We start from the raw sequence: 17948 nt of genomic DNA on the forward strand, positions 1-17948 counted from the left end.
GGCCGGCGCGTCGGCTGGTTGCTGTCATGGTCTGCTTGTTCTCATCAGTCGTAGCTCTCCATTCCCGAGCGGCTCCCACAGCACACCTCCGAGGCGGCCCCAGCATGTGATGTCTCCGGTCTTGCTGAGGGCGCACGCGTGCAATTGGCCGACGGAGAGGTCCACGAACTCACCGGTCGGGGCATCGGAGCGGAAGCCGGGTCTGCCCCAGCAGGTGATGGTCGTGTCCGAGCGGATTCCGCAGGTGAGGTCGGTGCCGGCTGCGATCTTGACGAATGTGCCGCTGGGCGGCGATGCCTCCCCCTCAGCGTCGAAGCCCCAGCAGACGACCTCGCCGCCGACGCGGATTCCGCAAGTATGGAACGGGCCTGCTGCGATCTGTTCGAAGCGGCCTTGGGGCGGGCTTGACTGGCCATCGGAGTCCAGTCCCCAGCAGACGATTTCCTGCTTTTCGTCGAGCGCACAGGAGTGCCTCTGGCCGCTGGCGACTGCGGTGAAGCGACCCTCGGGAGGCTCTCGGAGTCCGTGGTCGAACGTTCCCCAGCACTTGAGCGTCTCGTCTGGGCGGATTCCGCAGACATGGGCTCCTCCGGTGGAGACCGATGTGTAGCTCTCGGGCAGCAAGTCCAAGCCCAGGTGGTAAAGGTCGCCCCAGCATCGGCCCGAACCGTCGGTCAGCAGCGCGCAGGAATGCACATAGGTGCCAAGGTCGACTTGCGCGAACTCGCCTGCGGGCAGCGTCGGCAGGCCGGTCGCTTCGGCTCCCCAGCATGAGAGCGCCTTGTCTTCGCGGATTCCGCATGAGTACCAGTCGGAGGACGAGACCGACGTGTACTGGTGCCCGGTCGTCGAAGCTCGGCCCCCGAAATTGCGGCCCCAGCATGTGACCTCGCCCTGGGCGTCTATGGCGCACGAAGTCGAAGACCCGGCATAGATCTCGATGAACTCGCCCTCTGGCGGGTCCACTTGCTCAATGCCATAGTGATGCCAGCATGCGATGGTGCCGTCCGGTCTGAGACCGCAAGCGCGGCCATCCCCGAGAGCGACGTCGGCGAACGCGGCGTACACCGGCTCGGGTCCGGCGTCCGGCTTGTCGGCCCAGCATGTGACGAAGCCGCCTTGCCGTATCCCGCACGACTTGTACGCCCAAGATGCCAGTCCGACATACCGGCTGCCTCGCACAGCAGGCTGCCAGGGCTGATACTCCTCAAAGGCACTCCAGCAGACGATCACACCGTCGTCGCGAAGGGCGCAGGTGTGCTCGGATCCTGCGGAGACATCCACATAGTCTCCGTCTGGCGTGTCGAGCAGGGTGCCCGTCCGGTTCAGCCAGCAGTCGACGCTCTTGTCGTCGCGCAACCCGCATGTGTGCGACTGTCCGGCCGTGAGCAACGCAAAGGTGCCGCCCGGGATGGCGGCCGGACCCACAGGGTCGCCCCATCGAGGGTCGCGTTCTTCGGAGTTCGGCCCCCAGCACACGGCCGTGCGCTGCAGCGTCAAGGCACAGGCATGATTCGGGCCGGCAACCACTGAGACAAATCTGCCCGGTGGCGCCACTGCGTCGATGAACTCGTCGTACTCGTGGTACCACTGCAAGAACGACCCGAAACAGCGGATCGTCGAATCGGCCTGCAACATGCACATGAAGCTGTCGCCGATGCCGATACGGCGTGCTCGGGCGCCTATCGCGCCAGTCTCGCCGTCGACATCCACCGCATCATGACCCGGAAGCTGGACCGATTCGCGGCCGGGTCCGAACTGGCCGCGAGGCGTCGATCCGACTCTCCCGCCATAGCAGCCGACGTTGCCATTGACGGTGAGAGCGCAGCGGCCGTGAGTGGTGGCCGCGACAGCGACGTATCGAACGGACGGGACCGCTGAGACTTGACGCGTCAAGCCCTCGTATCCCCAGCACACGAGAACGCCGTCGAGCGTCACGGCACAGCCTTGATTTCCCGCCGCGGAGACTGAGAGAAACTCCCCGTACGGGAAAGTGCCGAACCATTGGCGGAATAGGTCGCGGTCCCAGCAAGCAAGAGAACGATCAAGACGAATCGCGCACGATCCGCCGACACTGATGAACTCTCCGCTCGCCGGATGAACCCGGTCCTCGTCGATCAGTCCCCAGCAGACGAGATCGCCGCCAACGCGCACCCCGCAGGTGTGCTCGTCCCTCGCCGCGATCGAAACAAACTTGCCGTCAGGAACGCGTGCGTTCTCCGGCGCATCCTCGCGGTAGTGGAAGCTGCCCCAGCAAGCGACGGTCGCATCGGTACCAATAGCGCACGCATGACGCCCGCCGACAGTGACACTTGTGAATTCTCCGTCCGGGGTCGGGACTTCGAGGCCGCCAAGGCGCTCTGAGCCCCAGCACACGAGCGACTTGTCAGCGCGGATGGCACACGCCAGATCGTTTCCAACAGAGATCGCGGTGAATACCCCACGAGGCGGCCACGCCAGGCGATTCGGATGCGTCCCCCAACACACGATGTGACCCTCAGACGTCAATGCACACCAGTAGTTGGCGTGCCCAGCGAGAACGCCGCCGCCCGACATCGAAGGATCAAGAGCCATCCGCAGCACCGCCAATTCCTCCGGCGTGAGTTTCACCGGCCGGGCGTCGTGCTCGTCCTCCGCGACCACATCGGCCGCGTCCGGCGCAGCGCTCACCTCGGCGTCGGGCCGTACCGCGCGGTTGTCGTCCGGGACTGCCGCCACGCCGCCGCCGACAACCCCAACAGAACCTGACACCCGGTCCGGCCCCAGCCGGTCTAGCGAAGCCGCACCAGATGTCGCCGCAGGCTCGGCCGTGACTTCCGCTGCGGCAGAGGTCTCGGAAGTCGGCGTCGTCGCATCCTGCCGCCCAGCACTGCCGTTGCTGCACGCTGACACGACGAGCGCGCCGATCACCATTGCGGCGGCGATGCGCACCCTGCGGCTGCGGCGGCAAGCCCGCAATGCCCTCTCGCTCATGCCGCTCATCTCATTTCTGCCGAGCCGCGCACGATCCCATGACGCACTCCGATCGTCGCTTTTGTCCTCATCGTGCCCACACCGCAGAAACCAAGCTCTGAACTGACCCCAGTCCGGCACGCCGCAAACATCACGCGGCTTCCTCGGCTTCGTGAGCCGCTGAGGATGTCCGCTGGGCTGCTTGTGCTACCTGGTCGAGCGTGCCCGCCTGTGTGGAACCCTGTCGCCCAGTGCGAGGTGACGGTGTGGGTGCTGGTGTGTCCTGACACGGTGAACGCGAGCGTGGCGGTGGTGGTGCGGGCTTTGTCGGGGGTGACCCCCAGGGTGGCGAAAAGACCGCTGCCCTCAGCAGTCGCGTCGAGCGGCTGGTAGGTGAAGTTCACGTTCGTGGTCCGGCCCACGGTCGCGGTGTCTTCGGCTGTGGCGGTGGTGGCCTTGAGGTGTTTCTGACTCTTCGCGACGGGTTGGGGTTGGGTTCAGACTGCGTCGGTGGGTTGCTGGCGGGTTGTGGTTGGTGAGAGTAGTGGTCTGGGTCATCGTTGGCTCCGGTGCCAGGCTCGGCGTTGTTGGTCGGCGGTGTGCATCCCGTGCTGGCGGGCGGCGCGGATGGTGTCGCCGCGGCCGTCGTGTTCGTCGTTGGGGGTGAGGTAGCCGATGGCTTCGTGCAGCCGGACGCTGTTGTGGTGGGCTCGGATCCGTTCGAGTTCGGCGGTGAGCACGGTCGGGTCGGTGATCGTGGTCAGGTGGGGGTGCTCGCGTTTGGCGTGGCCCCACAGCGACTCGATCCAGGCCTGGTCGGTCGGTGTGGAGGGGCGGCCGAAGTGTTGAGCGATCGAGCACAGGGCCATGAACCGGCGGGTCTCGTTGGCGCGCATCTCGGTGCCGTTGTCCGAGATCGCCAGCAGCAACGGGATCGTGGTGTCGTCGGGCGGTTCGGCGTCGGGGTCGTCGAGGCGTGCCCGCAGCTCGTTGGTGAGCAGCCCTTCGTTGTCGAGACCGCGGCTGAACAGGACCCGGGCGGCGACCGAGTCGGGGTTGGCTGTGAGGTGGGTGGAGATCCATTTGCGGCTGACGAGGTCGACGATCGCGTACGCGTGCTTGGCGGCAGCGCAGCGTTCGAACTGGGAGCCGTCCCAGCACCACAGCTGGTTCGGGCGCCATTCATGCCAGGCCGGCCACGGCGTCTTCACGCTGCGCGCGGGCCGCGGATCTCCTTGCAGGGCAAGGCCGTGACGGGCCAGGACCCGATCCACTGTCGATGGCGATACCCACACTCGCTGTTCGTAGGAGCCGCGGTGGGCGAGCTTGCGGTGCGAGCGGTCGATGTCGCCCCAGTCATCGAACAGCGCCAAGATCTCGGCCTCTTCGCACTCGAGGAGCCCATGGATCGGGTTCCCGCCCGCAGCGAGATCCTCGAGGCGGCCGGCGGCTCGGCGTTGTCGCCAGCGCCACACCCTGGCCCGGTCGACCTCGAGGGCCGCGCAGGCCCGGGTGAGACTCCAGCCGGCGCGCACAGCGTCGTCGATCAAGCCGAGCAGCGCTGCTTTGGCGGCCCCGTCGACGCGGGCGGGGATCGGGCCGCTCATCCCCAGTGCGATTTTCCCCGCAGCACCGCCAACTCGACCGCCTGCTCGATCACCGTGGACTGGAGCCGTTCGACTTCGGCGCGCAACGCGGCCGCCTCCGACGCCTCGGCGCGGGACTGGCGCGGCCGGCCCGGCCTGGAGGCCTGCAAAGCGGCGATCGCCCCGTCGCGAGCCACAGCGCGCAGCCGAGCGACCACCGAGCGATCCACCCCCGCCTCGGCCGCGGCGTCCGCTTGGGAAATCTGCCCCGACAGCATCCGCACCCACAAGTCGTACTTCTGCTCCGCTGTCAGCATCCGCTTCGGCTCTCGCTGCATCGACGTCATCGTTGACGGCCTCCATGATCAAGGCCAGCCACCATCTCAGATGCAACCTGAAAGAACCAGAATCCCGTCGCGTTAAGTCAGACGCAACACGGCCTCGATCGTGTAGCGGCCCGCGGCGAGGAGCACCTGCGACAGGCGAGCGTGGTCGACGGGCACGATGCTCAAGGCGCGAGCCGACGGTCCTCGGTGAACGGCAAGTCAGTCAGCTCCAGCCGCGAAGCGCAGCCCAAGTAAGTGCCCACATCATCTGGCCCAGGCAATACCAACTCCCCCGTCAGCCGGTCCGCAGGCCCAACAAACTTGGTAGCCCACGTATTCGCGCCACATGCCGCCACCTCGCCCGTCTCTGCGACGCTCAGCCAAGTCACACCCGAAAAACACTCATGATTGGCCGGGTGCACAGTCAGCACGAACAACGGCCCGTCACGGCGTGCCTGCACGCTCCACAAATCACCGTCAGGCCGCGCGGGGTCGCGCATCGAATAGGTCACCTGCTGGGCACCCGAAGCAAGCCGAACCGCATCGCCCACAGAACTGGCCGCCACCGTCGAAGGCCGGGTCTCGAACTCCGCGAGCAATTCCTGCGACGGCACAGCCAGCCGCTGCGCCGATTCGCCCCACCGCACCAAGAACGAGCCCGGCACCGAACCAGCCGCCTCTCCTACCTCGAGGCCCTTCGCGCCGTGGGACACCAGCCCCACACTGCCCAAGCAATCGACCTCCATACCCGGCAGCGGCACTGGCGGATACGTCTCGGCAGGCTCAGCCCACGACCAATAACGCAGCCACCACACCGCGCCCGCCTCGCCAGACGCCCTTTCGCCCGCGTTGGCCCACAACTGCACGACACCCGCAAACGGCCAGTTAGGAGCCACACCCTCCACAAACTGCGGCCGCTTCAGCGCTGATCCAGACGTCTCCAGTGGAGACGAAGTAGCTGGCGTCGAACTCACCGGCACCGGGCCAGCAGCATCCTCGATACCGTTGGCCGCTGTCTCCCCCTGCTCGCCTGCCTCAAGCGCAAGCGATACATCCGCACCCGACCTCCCCGCATCGACGGCAGTACCTGACGGCGCTCGCGCAGTCGACGAGATCGTCGCCTCCTCAGCGACAGGCTCTGAGCCAGAACACCCCGGCACTAGCAGCAACATTGACCACGACGCACTGATACAGCACACACGGTGGATCCGTCGCCACCGCCTCTTGCTCGTCTCGCGCATTCTCGGTCCCAATTCCTAACTCCCTCTCAGGGGTTCCGATATTGCCTTGTGCACTGCACAATCGTCACCCCACAGATTTGGCTATTTGGTCGGTCATGTCGAGCAGTGCATCCATCGGAAATGCACTTTCGCATCCGCGCAACGGATCGTGCCAATATGCATCGACGGGGAACGAAGGAGACGGTGAAGAATCAAGTACATCTTGCGGTGCTATGAATATTGGACCCAGATAGCCCCACCCGCACCCAACAAATTCTCCCGATTCCACTGAGAATACGTAAGTTTGTCGTCCGCCGCAGATATCCTCATGTAGTGATACATTGATGCCAAAATGCACACCGTCTGAGTGAGACATGTCCACTGTTCTGCCTATCTCCCAATCGGGCGGGGGCTCCGGCGGCGGCCGGAACTCAGATGGATGCACATCTCCCCGATAAAGTCCGAGATCTACGAGACGGTAGTGCCGCTCCTCCGTATCGAAAGCCAAGGTGAGCCAGCCGCCATAATCGGCATTTCGGACACCGATGGCTCTACCGCCGATCTCGGTGTCCGACTGCCACGCGTCTGTGAACGTCCGGGCGAGTAGAGATCTGGTGTACATCGGGTATGCGGCGTCACCCCAAGGAACATATATATGCGTCCAATGGCCCGTGCGGGTACCGTCAGGGTAGTCGAACCAAATGCCTAACGGCCCGGCGAACATTTCACCGGGGCCGCAGAATTCAAGGTTGTCGCCAGTGCCGAGGTCCAATTCTGTAACGGCCCCATCCGTTGATGAACGATAGCGGATGCCATACCGCGCGCCAGTTTCGGCATCCGGAGCTGATATCCACGCCAAGCCCGAACCGTAGTAGTGCACGGCTCCTCGAAACGGCCAATCGGGTGCCTCATGGGCAACGTAACCTCGGTTCGAGTTGGCCTCGGCTGTCGCCTGTCCAGGCAAGACCAATGTTGCCATGACGGCGCATCCGACAGCAACCGTCATTGCTCTCGCGAGAATCCCCTCCCGTCGCTTCATACTATATAGTCGCCCCAGCGATAGGCACCCGCGCCGTTGCCGCTCAAACCGTGGATTACGATGTAGTCCAAGAAGAGCATGTAATGCGTCAGGTAGGTAGTCGGGTCGAGACACTCCATCCCGAGATCACTTATCAGGGTCAGATACCCGTGCTCAGTGGCGCGGCTCCATCGGCCGTCGTATTCGACCTCTAGATCGGTAAAGGCGTTGATGCAATCCTGAACGAAGTAGTGACATGACCGGACCGATCGATGTCCTTGCGCCGAGTTATCCAAACTCGTGCGATCAACGCGCAATGCACGCTCACATCCATTGTCAACGTGGAAGTGATTTTGGTGTTTGCTGTTGGGACCCTCCTCACCCCATTCTCCTTCCTCTATTGCAGGATCGCCGATATAGCGGTTGAGAACGTAGCCAAAATGCTTACGGAGGGCGGCCTCGACGGCGACCATTCTGCGATGTGTGGTTTGCAGCCACCTGCCTTGGTCATCGTGTACTTCTGAAGTGCCGTCTCGTGGGTGCGATGCATTGCCTCCAACCCATTGAATGCGGACGATGTCGAGTGCGTGGCCGGTATTGTGGTATGTCGCCCTCCGATCCCCGGGTCCTCCGCCTACGTGGCCGATCCACGCGATATTTCCGTATCCGGAGTCGCCGACTTCACGAGAAAACCAGCTCAGATTGTCGACAAAGTCGTAGATCGGCCTGCGCATCGACTCGTCAAGACTGAGTTCGCCGGCTGACCAATCGGTCCAGTTGTCCCGGAGTGCTGGTCGGAAATGCGCACCGACACTTCCGAGCGCTCCCATCGGATTGTCGTAAGGGTAATTCGCATCAATAGCCTCCGTAGGATCGGTGGCCGCTGAAGGGGAGTAGTCACAAACGTTGACTGCCATGGTTGCCTACCTCCGTGTGTGCTTCGGCCGGGCGATCTGTGAGTTAGGCACGAGACTGTGTTGGCCGTCGGGTGCTGCGATGGTGATGTCGGGTGCGATGCGGTGACGGATCAGGCTGTCGTCAGCCAGCACAGTGGTATCAGTGTGGACACCGTCGCGGTAACGGCGGACCTCCCTGCGCCCGCTCGCGGTCTGGACGGTGACGCCGAGACTGTCCGCTTCAGGATTCGCACCCAACAGCTCGCTGCCGTCGGTGATGCTGAATACGGCACCGCCCCGGCTGTCATAGCCGGTGGTGCCGTCGCGGTCGCTGATGATGACCAGGTCGCTGGTGCCGTCGTCGCCGCCGCCCCACAGCGACCCGTGATCGACCGGTATCGGATCGCGAGCCACCGACACCTCCCCTTCCGTGGCGTCGGCGAGGCTGACCAGCGTCGTCTCGAATACCGAGTCGGGAACCTCGGCGATCGCGTAGCGGTCCGCGGCGAGTACCCCGCCGCGGCCCAGCACCGCACCGAACGAGCCACCCCGGCCGTCGACCAGCGGCAAGTCGAAATAATCCCACTCAGCGAGGTCCCGCGAAGCCAACAAAGACGGAAACCGCTCGACGAGCACATGGGTGTAACCGGCGACCTCGGGGAACACCGGCTGACCCAGCAGGAGTTCCGACAACGGGCCCGCGTCGGCGATCAGGGTCTTGTAGTCGATGCCGGTCTCGAACGTCGTCCTGCCGGTCTCGATCACCCGATGACCGCACACGGCGACCACGTCACCGACGGTGCCCACGCAGCGCCCCGCGAATCCTTCCGATACATCGACCACGTGCTCGGTGCCGTCGAGCTCTGCCCGCAGCACCATTCCCCCGCCTGCGGCGGGGCGCAGCGTCAACATGTCCCCACGCCAACTGGTCGCACCCACGAACCCCGACTCCACCTCCACAGCCAGCGCCCCGCCACTTAAAGCGCTGCCCGAACCCGCGGCACCCAGTGCGCGCCAGCCGACCAGGCCGCGCCCGCGGCGGTGCCGTCCGCGGTGCAGGCGGCACACGGCTCACGTCGCTCAACCATCGGCCCGCATCGGGATGTGGGTGAGGTCGAGACGCGCCCCGCACTCCAGGTACGTGCCGACATCGTCAGGATCGGGCAGCACCAACTCGCCTACTGGGTAGTCGTCGGGGGCCACGAACCGGGTCGCCCACGTGTTCGCGCCGCAACCCACCACGTCACCCGAGGAACCGTCGACCAGCCACGTCACGCCTGAGAAGCACTCGTGATTGGCCGGATGCACCGACACGATGAGCAACTCACTGTCGAGGCGGACCTGAACACGCCACCAGTCACCCGCCTGACGAGCCGGTGTGCGCATCTCATAGAACACCCGCCGCCCGCTCGCCGCCAATGTCACCACATCACCCGCCGAGTCGATTTCGATCGTCGAGGGCCGTTCGTGGATCTCAGACACGAGTTCCTCAGACGGGCCCTCCAGCCGCCGCGCAGGCTCGCCCCACCGCACCAGGTACGATCCCGACGCCGCGCCCACCATTCCGCCGACCTCTATTCCCGACTCGCCGTGAGACACGAGCCCCACCCCACCCAAACAATCAATCGCTAGTCCCGGAAGGGGCACCTGCGGCAACGCCTCCGCGTCGAGACCCTCGGACCAATACCGCAGCCACCACACCGCACCCGCCCCTCCAGACACGGTCCCGCTCGAGTTCGCCCACAACTGCACAACACCCGAGAATGGCCACTGCGGTGCCGAACCCTCCACAAATCGCGGCCACAACAACTCCCGCTCAAGCCCCGGCTCAGAAGACGGCACCGACGAGACCTGCACCAGGCCGTCCGGTACCGAACCCGCCGACCCCCCACTCACAGCATCCCCGACAACATTCTCTGAGGACTCTCCCCGAACAACCCCCTCAGCAGAACCCGATCCTGAAGCCCCGCCAACCGCCGACGCCGTGTCCTCAACAGCGGGGACCGACCCAGGCGCTTCTGGCCCGCTTCGCCCTGCGCACGCCGACCCCAGCAACGCCACAACCGACAACACGGCAGCAACGCCAAACCGCCCAGCGCTGCGCCCACAGCAACAATTCGAACCAGCCAGCGGCCAAGACTGCTGCCATGAACCCCGCGCCGGCAAACAACCCGACAAACGGCTAGTCACCGGACTGCTCCAGATATGAACCCCAATCCCGCAGGTCCAGCACCCTTGAGCACCGTCCCCGGTGGTCATCACCCATCGACAGCTCAGGCAGCACAGGCACGAACGAAGGATCAACCGCGTCGACGGGTGCCACCAGCAACGGGCCGACCCACGACCAACCGCAAGTCGCGATCTCCCCGCTCACCGCATCGACCACATAGGTGAGGTTCCCGCCGCACGCCGGCTCGTCGAACCTGATCGTCAATCCGTAGTGCTGCCCGTCAGTGCCCGCGAACACCACGCCGAACCACCCCAGGTTGTTCGGGTCGTCAGCGGCAAAAAACCCCTCCGGCACCGACTCAGGCCACCACGGCCAAGACTCCGGACCCGCTCCTTCATCGAACATGAAATACTCCTCGGGCGCCAACCCAGCAGAACCCGCCGCTTCGCGGGCCGCGAAATACTCGTCGATCACGAATCCAGGCAGCCCGCCCGTCCAATCCCCAGAAACAAACCTGTCTTCAATCGGCCGAGAACTCACTAGGTAGAAGCTCGAACCGCCTGGCGTGCCCACCCCGAGCACCTCATCACCCGCGACCGTCAGCGATAGATCCGCAACACCCGAGCCGAACTGCACCCGATCACCTCTCCTCGACGGCCAGACATGGCGACTCAAATCCTCTAAATCCCAGCTCGCGCCACGTGGACGCACGAACAACGGATAGCCAAGATCGCCCCATGGCACCCAAACCGTCCAACGGCGGTCGCTGTCGTACTCGCCGTAATCCCACACGACTCCGTCTCGGTCCACATGCATCACTCCGCCGTGACAGAACCACGGATCACCGGCAGCTTGCACATATGACACTTCCCCCGTCACCGAATTGCGGAAACCCAAACCGACTGTTCCCGCTTCAAGAGCTGGCCGAAAAACCACCTCCGGCTTGTAGCCACCGTCATAACCGACATGGGCCACCACTCCTTGGAACGGCCAACTCGGCGCAGCACCCCAAACCGAAGCGACCGACGCCTCGCTGCCAGCGGCGTACGCATCCGTTGAGTCATCGCCGTTCTGTGCTGCCGCCGAACGACTAGCCCCCGAAACGGCCACAAGTGCCCCGACGGCCGCAATCGCGGCCGCGACGCGCAGCGAACGCGAGCGCGGTTTGTCGCAGTTCGCGGCAGCCGACGTGAACACAGGCAACAGATTTCTCAATATGGAGCCGTGGGCTCGAAGCGGAAATGGCCAGCTAACTTATCGGCTAGGCCGTGCATGATTACGAAGTTCAAGAATAATTGATAGTGACTCAGATACCGAATGGGGTCCAAACATTCCATCCCGAGTTCCGCGAGCAGATACTCGAAAGCGCTAACATCGCCGTCATTCTCTTCATCATATGACCCATTATAGGGCACCTCGATATCAGTGAACGCGTTCACGCAGTCCGCTACGAAATATGCACACGACGTGTATTTCCACTTATTGACTTGCGAGCTCGTTGGGTTGGATGCGCCGGAAGCCAGATCGCTTCGGAACAATCTCAGAGCGGAGCTACACACATTCTCTTCCTGTTCCGTAGTCAAATGTCCTGGAACCGTTCCTAGGTCGACATGGAAATGATTATCGTGGCCATCAATGTTGCGATTCAACACATAGCCGAACCATTTCCTGAGACAGGCTTCCACGGCGACCAAGCGACGATGGGTCGTAGGCCTCCAGTTACCACCCAAATTATGCACTTCGCGATTCGCGGAGCGCGGTCTTGATATATTACCACCGCTCCAGTGCACATAGGAAACGTCGAAAGCGGCCCGCGCCCAATGAAAAGTGTCCCTGTCACTGCCAGCAGCCGTTCCGAGATGTCCCATCCAATCTACTCGGCCGTAGTCGCTATCACCAATAGCTTCGGAGAAATGGTTCATACTCGCAACGAAACTGCGCATTGGCTGGACCATGGATCGGTGAATCGATGTATTGTCGGATGTGTTTGTTGCATCTTGCTCACTCCATGTTCGGCCAAGAGGCGCTATATAGGGCAGGCCAGCATCAAGCCGATAGTACGAAACGCTCGATTGGGGTTCAGTTGGGCCTAGCGTCACCGTGTCGCGAAGAGCTAGTCCCTCCTGCTTGGTAGTATGGTCATACTCACACTGCATCGCCATTGTCATCGCCCAAAATCCCGTCTAGTGCGCATTGTCATCTCCATCGTCGTCATCGTTGTTTCACTGCCATCTGCGGGCAACGGCTGCCGGATCATTCGACCACTAGGCTGTACGCGGTCGCGCTACTTGCTCGTTGGGTATCAGTGCGTGCTGGCCGTCGGGTGCGGCGACAATCACGTCAGGCGCGACCCGATGCTGAACCAAGCTATCGTCGGCGAGCATTGTGCTACTGGTGTGGCTGCCGTCACTGAAGTGCCGGATCTCCCGCCGGCCGCTAGACATCTGAACGGCTATATCCAGGCTTTGTTCGGTAGGGCTCACGCCGAGTAGTTGGCTGCCGTCGGTGATGCTGAATGCGACATTTCCTCGGTCGTCGTAACCCTTGGTGCCGCTGCGATCGCTCACTATCACGAGGTCACTGGCACCGTCATCGGCACCGCCCCACAGCGACCCATGGTCAATCGGTATCGGTTCGCGTACGACCGACGCCTCCCCGACTGCAGCATCAGCGAGATTGATCAGCGTCGTCTCGTACACCGAGTCGGGTATTTCTGCGATCGCGTAGCTGTCTGCGGCGAGCACGCCGCCACGGTCGAGAACCGCACCGAACGAACCGCCGCGGCCATCCACAAGCGGCAAATCGAAGTGCCCCCATGTCACCAAGTCGTTTGATGACAGCAAAGAAGGAAACCGTTCAACTAGCACGTAAGTGTGGCCCGACATTGTCGGGTACTCGGGCTCGCCGAGCAGCAGCTCCGACATGGGGCCCGCGTCGGCGATCAGCGTCCGGTAGTCGGTGCCGGCTTCGAAGGTCATCCTGCCGGTTTCGATGACTCGGTGGCCGCACACGGCGACCACGTCGCCGGCGGTGCCTACGCAGCGCCCCGCGAAGCCTTCCGGTACATCGACCACGTGCTCGGTGCCCGCGAGCTCTGCCCGCAGCACCATTCCTCCGTCGGCGGCGGGGCGCAGTGTCAACAGGTCCCCACGCCAGCTGGTCGCGCCCACGAACCCCGAATCCACCTGCACGGCCAGCGGCCCACCACTTGCAGCGTCGCCGATGCCGGTCGCTGATACACCGCCGGTGCCCAGGTGGTCCATCACCCGCCAACCGACCAAGCCCGCGCCCGCGGCGGTGCCGCCGACTATGGCCAAGAACTGTCGCCGGCTCATCGGCGCCGTGCTCACCGGCGCTCCGATCGCAACATGTGACCTCCCATGGGTCTAGGAGCCCGAGCCGTCGCGCGGCGGGGCTGGGCAGGTGCTGGTGGGGATCTTGATGTTGAACGTGAACTCGTCAGTCAACGACGGCGCAGCACTGGTGGCGGTTGTGGCGGCTACGGCGTAGACGCCTCGGCTGAGCGTCACTTCCAAGCGGGAATCAGTGATGTGCTCATCCCGATAGACGAACTCGTCGTCTTCATCGGCGTCGTCGAAGACGTTGTCGTTGTGGGCGTGTGCGTCGTCGAGGTTGATGGTGCCGATGCCGTCCACTATCGGGTCGTTTGAGTACAGCGCGAGGTAGGTGTCCTGATCGTCCGATGACAGCCGAATGGTCACTTTGGCGGACAGATCGCGTATCTCGAACGCGAAGTACTGGGCCACATGGTCGGTGCCGTCGACCGGCACGACGCACTCAGAATTGATGGGCCACGTGCGGCTGGTCAGGTACCAGCGGCCGAGTGGCACGCTCTGCACGCAGCTGTCGGGGATCGTGATTGCGGGGTCGTCGCCGTCGGCGGGCTTGCGGATGGTGACCGACGGCCCCGCTGAGGACACACATACCGAGCTGCCCGCGATGACCACGGTCTGTGCGGTTGTGCAGACGGTTCCGCCGTTCTCGATGTCGACTGGGGCGTGGGTGGCGGTGGTGCGGGTCGTGATGGAGCGTGTGCCGCGTGTGGCGGCGGCGGTGGTTTGGGGTATGGCGAGGTTGATGTTGGCGGTGTAGGTGCCGGTGTTGGCGGCGGTGACGGTGAGGGTGGCTGATCCGCCGCCGTGGGTGAGTGCGGCGGTGACGCCTGCGGAGAGCTCGTCTGGGGGGATGCTGAGCACTGCGTCGGGGGGTGCGTAGTCGAACACGAAGCTGGCGGTCTTGTTCTGCACGACGTGCATCGCGTTGGTGAGGCCGTTGACGGTGACCGCGGACACGGCGAGGTCGTAGTCGCCGGTCTTTTTGATGCCCCAGGTGGTGGCCTCGATGGTGTAGCTGCCCGCGTCGAGCTCGACCCCTGACAGACGCGAGTTGAGACGGTAGGTGCCGTGGCCCGACCCGACGTCGTCGTTGTGGTCCAGCCTGGCCCCCGACCCGTTGGGGCTGTGCCCTTCGAGCAGCACCACATAGGTGTCGAGCCGACGCGCGTTCGACGACGCCGACTCCAGCTCGACGGTGACCCAGGACCGCTGCGCCAGCGAGAACGTGTGCCGACGCGTGTAATACACCCAGCTGCTGGCGGGGCGCCGCTTGGACGACGTGCACGACGCGTCCGCGGTGACGGTGCCGCTGCGGGTCACCGCCCCAGGCGCGAGCCGGCCCAGATCGTCGCTGCACGGCTCGACTGCGTCGAAGGTCACCGTCTGGTCGGTGCCCGCGCGGCCCCCAGCGGTACACGACACGGTGACCCGCTCGCGGTCGGGGGCGACCAGCGGCACCGTGAGGGTCCGGTTCCCCGCGGGCCCCTCAGTGTCGGTCGTGACCGTCCCCACGCTGGGCGTGCACACCGCCGTGGCGGGCACCACGGTGAACTCGTCCGCTACGCCCAACGAGCCGCTGCCGCTGCCAGAGGCGTCCTCGAGGCCCGTGATCTCGACCGCGTCCAGGCACGACACCGACAGCTGGACGGTCTTGGAGCCCGCGCCGGGCAGCGTCGCGGTCGCTGTCGCGGTGCCCGCCGCGGTGCAGCCCAGCGTCGCCGTCGCAGTGCGATGCCAGCTCGTCGTCGCCCCGAACCCGAAACTGGGCGACACCACCCCGGCATCGTGGCCGTCGAGCGTGACGTCGGCCCCCACAGCCCACGCCACCCCCAGCAGCGCCGTATTCGCCGACGCGTCCGCAGCCACCACAAAGGGGCGGCCCGGCGCCATCACGCACACCAACGCCGCCTCCACACCCGACGGCGTCACCGCCGCCGGATCACAGCGCCCCCCGCCGACCGTGCGCACCCCCAACGAGCCGATCTCGCCGGCGTGAACGAACTCGACCTCCTCAGCGGTCTCGGTGCCGATCCCATACGAACACCTCACCGTGACCGACGCCGTGCCCGGCACCGGGAAGTCCACGCTCACCACCCGACCCCCCACAACCCCCTCAGGACCCTCGGTGACTGTGCCCACCGGCAACGCAGTGCACTGCGCGGTCGCAGGAGTGACAGCGAACTCGTCGCTCACCGTCACCGCTCCCGCACCCGACCCCGTCGTGTCCTCCAGACCATCGATCTGCACGACGGTCCCGCAGGTGACGGTGAAGCGGGTGGTGTGAGTGTCGGTGTCGGTGCCTGTGCCGGCGGTGACGGTGAGGGTGGCGGTGTGGGTGCCTGCTGCGGTGCATCCCAGCGTCGCGGTCGTGGTGGTGTGCCAGTGGCCGTCGAGGCCGGGGGCGTCGTCGTCGGGCACGGTGCCCAGGGTGACGGTCACGTCGTCGCTGGCGGTGGTCCATGCGAGGCTGATCGTGGCGTGGCTGGCAGCTGCGGTGACACTCAGGGCGGCGGTGCCGTCGAGGGCCACAGCGCACTCGAAGGCCTGGTCGACGCCGTCGGGGAGGTCCCCCGGCGCGGCGGTGCATGCCTCGCCGCCGGTGACCGTGACCGAAGCCACCTCGGTGACTGCGTCCGCTGTGAACAGCGCTTTCTCGATTCCGTCGGTGTTGCCTGTGTTGGTGCAGGTGACCGTCACCGTCGACGATGTGCCCGCGGGCAGGCTGACGGTGAGGGTGCGCTGCGATGACTCGGTGCCGATGCCCGCAGTCACGGCGCCCACCGGCGCAGTGGTGCATGCCGCTTCGCGCTGTCGCTGTTGTCGTCGTCGTTCGGAACAATTTCACCGCTGGAGGTGCCTGCGGGCATGCAGCCCTCGCTGCGGCTGACGCCGCAAACGGGCGTCCGATAGCTCGCCTTAGTCATCGCGAGGCTATGGCTGGACGTCGGGATGCGCGCCGCCGAGCCAGAGCACCCATTGTGCGGAGTGGATGAACCCGTCGTCGCTGTCGCCGACGTCGGGTGCCGCGAAGGCAACCCACGCATGTGGTGGTCCTGACTGTGTCCATCCGTGGGCGTTCTCATAGGGAACGCTGTTGATGAGTTCGGTCCGGATTCTCGAGTTGCCGTCCTCGTCGTCGACGTAATACTCGGTGAAGGTGACGAGTTGGCGTATTTCGATGACCTGGCCGCTGTAGTCGAGGAACGCGACATAGCTGCGCAGGTCGTCGATGACAACGGGCTCCTTGTCGTACTTCCAGTCCGGGTGGGAAGCGGCGTGTCGGTCGAGTTCCGCGCAGTAGTAAGCCATCGCGTGGCGCCCGTCCTGGGGCAGGGTCATATACACGATGTCCGGCACCCGGCCGGAGAGGTCATGAGCGTTGCCTTCGAACCAATGGGGCGAGCACCAATAGTCGAAGGCTCGTGAGAGGTCCGCGTCGTCGCGCAGCTCTGCCTCGACGATGATGTCTTCCGCCGCAGGGGTCTCATCGAAGGCCAATCCGGTGAGCTCGAATGGTGCGAGCTCGCCGGGCTGTACCGACAAGGGCCAGCGCCAACTGGAGCCGCTTAGGCTGGCTCGCAGGTTGTAGGCGAATCGGGTCGGGGACCAGTTGCGCACCAGGCCCCGCAGCGTCCCAGCTTGGTATACCAAGGACTCGGGAACGACCCTGACCGGCTCGGCCGAGTCCAGGACGCTGCCGAACTCGATCGGCTCGTACCAAGACTCTGCGACCATGCCCAGCGGCTGCGCGTACAACGGCAGCGGCCCGCTGATCAGCTGCCGTATCTGATCCTCGAATTCCTGGCCCCACGCGAACGCCTCCGCCTTGGTCCTGAAATAGGGGCTGGACCGCACTTCGCCCACATAGGCCCATCGAGGGAACGGCTCGTGATCGGGATCGTCGACCGTGGAGCATTCGCGGTGATCGCGCCGCCACGGACCGGCGAAGTTTGCAAGAACCCCGGAGCCCGGCTCGTACCCATAGGAGATGATCCATGCCTCCTCCAGCACGCACACGTCATACACCCGCCCCGCCGTCTTGGCCCTCGGATTCACAGGTGCGTCCCACAACGGGCCCGGCACGTCATTGGGGCCCAAGCTCGCCCACACCCCGTCACGGACCACGCCGACGCCGCCGTAGAAATCAGCGCGCCCGAACGGAGCTGTCATCGTCGCGCTGCGCGAAGCCGCAGCCTGGTTGCGACCAGCAGGCTCCCCGACAGTCTCGGGACCGGCCGAGGCGTCTGAGATCGAATCCGTCTCAAGCACTGGCGCAACGACCTCAACCGTCGACACAGAACCGTCGAAGATCGCAACATCCACCGCAGCGGAATCCACAGCACCACCTGTGCACCCGGCAACCAGCAGCACCACCAAACAGCCACCGCCAAGCAGACTCGAAGCACCGCTGCCCTGTTTCACCG

At 64.7% G+C, this 17948-nt stretch carries 13 protein-coding genes; 1 reads left to right on the forward strand and 12 read right to left on the reverse strand.

The features are described from left to right. Positions 1–24: 24 nt before the first annotated feature. On the reverse strand, positions 25–2973 hold the full coding sequence (locus ACOCMM_RS15945; RefSeq protein WP_419554114.1) for a hypothetical protein: 2949 nt from the start codon (positions 2971–2973) through the stop codon (positions 25–27). Positions 2974–3183: 210 nt separating this feature from the next. On the opposite strand from ACOCMM_RS15945, the gene ACOCMM_RS15950 reads away from it, so the two are divergent. After that, positions 3184–3345 (forward strand): hypothetical protein, encoded by a 162-nt coding sequence (locus tag ACOCMM_RS15950; protein WP_419554115.1) that lies wholly within the window; start codon positions 3184–3186, stop codon positions 3343–3345. 161 nt (positions 3346–3506) lie between these two features. On the opposite strand, the gene ACOCMM_RS15955 is transcribed toward ACOCMM_RS15950, so the two are convergent. From ACOCMM_RS15955 to ACOCMM_RS16005, 11 genes are all read right to left on the reverse strand, one after another. Then, positions 3507–4559, reverse strand: a complete 1053-nt coding sequence (locus tag ACOCMM_RS15955) for an integrase core domain-containing protein (protein WP_419552455.1) — start codon at positions 4557–4559, stop codon at positions 3507–3509. Next, on the reverse strand, positions 4556–4876 hold the full coding sequence (locus tag ACOCMM_RS15960; RefSeq protein ID WP_419551537.1) for a helix-turn-helix domain-containing protein: 321 nt from the start codon (positions 4874–4876) through the stop codon (positions 4556–4558). The genes ACOCMM_RS15955 and ACOCMM_RS15960 overlap by 4 nt, the downstream gene beginning before the upstream one ends. Before the next feature lie 170 nt (positions 4877–5046). Then, a complete protein-coding gene (locus ACOCMM_RS15965) occupies positions 5047–5760 on the reverse strand; it encodes a hypothetical protein (RefSeq protein WP_419554116.1) in 714 nt (237 codons plus the stop codon). A gap of 409 nt (positions 5761–6169) precedes the next feature. Then, a complete protein-coding gene (locus ACOCMM_RS15970; RefSeq protein WP_419554117.1) occupies positions 6170–6964 on the reverse strand; it encodes a hypothetical protein in 795 nt (264 codons plus the stop codon). Positions 6965–7119: 155 nt separating this feature from the next. Continuing rightward, the gene (locus tag ACOCMM_RS15975) at positions 7120–8019 is read right to left on the reverse strand and encodes a hypothetical protein (RefSeq protein ID WP_419554118.1); all 900 of its coding nucleotides are present in this window, start codon (positions 8017–8019) and stop codon (positions 7120–7122) included. A gap of 6 nt (positions 8020–8025) precedes the next feature. Beyond that, positions 8026–8910 carry a hypothetical protein gene (locus ACOCMM_RS15980; RefSeq protein ID WP_419554119.1) on the reverse strand — a complete coding sequence of 295 codons (885 nt, stop codon included), beginning with the start codon at positions 8908–8910 and terminating at the stop codon, positions 8026–8028. Positions 8911–9078: 168 nt separating this feature from the next. After that, the gene (locus tag ACOCMM_RS15985; RefSeq protein ID WP_419554120.1) at positions 9079–9894 is read right to left on the reverse strand and encodes a hypothetical protein; all 816 of its coding nucleotides are present in this window, start codon (positions 9892–9894) and stop codon (positions 9079–9081) included. A gap of 286 nt (positions 9895–10180) precedes the next feature. Continuing rightward, positions 10181–11365: a hypothetical protein gene (locus ACOCMM_RS15990; protein ID WP_419554121.1), complete on the reverse strand. Its 1185-nt coding sequence runs from the start codon at positions 11363–11365 to the stop codon at positions 10181–10183. A 1067-nt stretch (positions 11366–12432) separates the two neighbouring features. After that, on the reverse strand, positions 12433–13518 hold the full coding sequence (locus tag ACOCMM_RS15995; protein WP_419554122.1) for a hypothetical protein: 1086 nt from the start codon (positions 13516–13518) through the stop codon (positions 12433–12435). Between the two features lie 36 nt (positions 13519–13554). Then, positions 13555–16296, reverse strand: coding sequence for a hypothetical protein (locus ACOCMM_RS16000; RefSeq protein WP_419554123.1), 2742 nt, complete (start codon positions 16294–16296; stop codon positions 13555–13557). A 159-nt stretch (positions 16297–16455) separates the two neighbouring features. After that, positions 16456–17946, reverse strand: a complete 1491-nt coding sequence (locus ACOCMM_RS16005; RefSeq protein ID WP_419554124.1) for a hypothetical protein — start codon at positions 17944–17946, stop codon at positions 16456–16458. Positions 17947–17948 lie beyond the last annotated feature (2 nt).

The organism is Candidatus Poriferisodalis sp. (assembly GCF_965198245.1).
Classification (GTDB): Bacteria; Actinomycetota; Acidimicrobiia; order Acidimicrobiales; family Poriferisodalaceae; genus Poriferisodalis.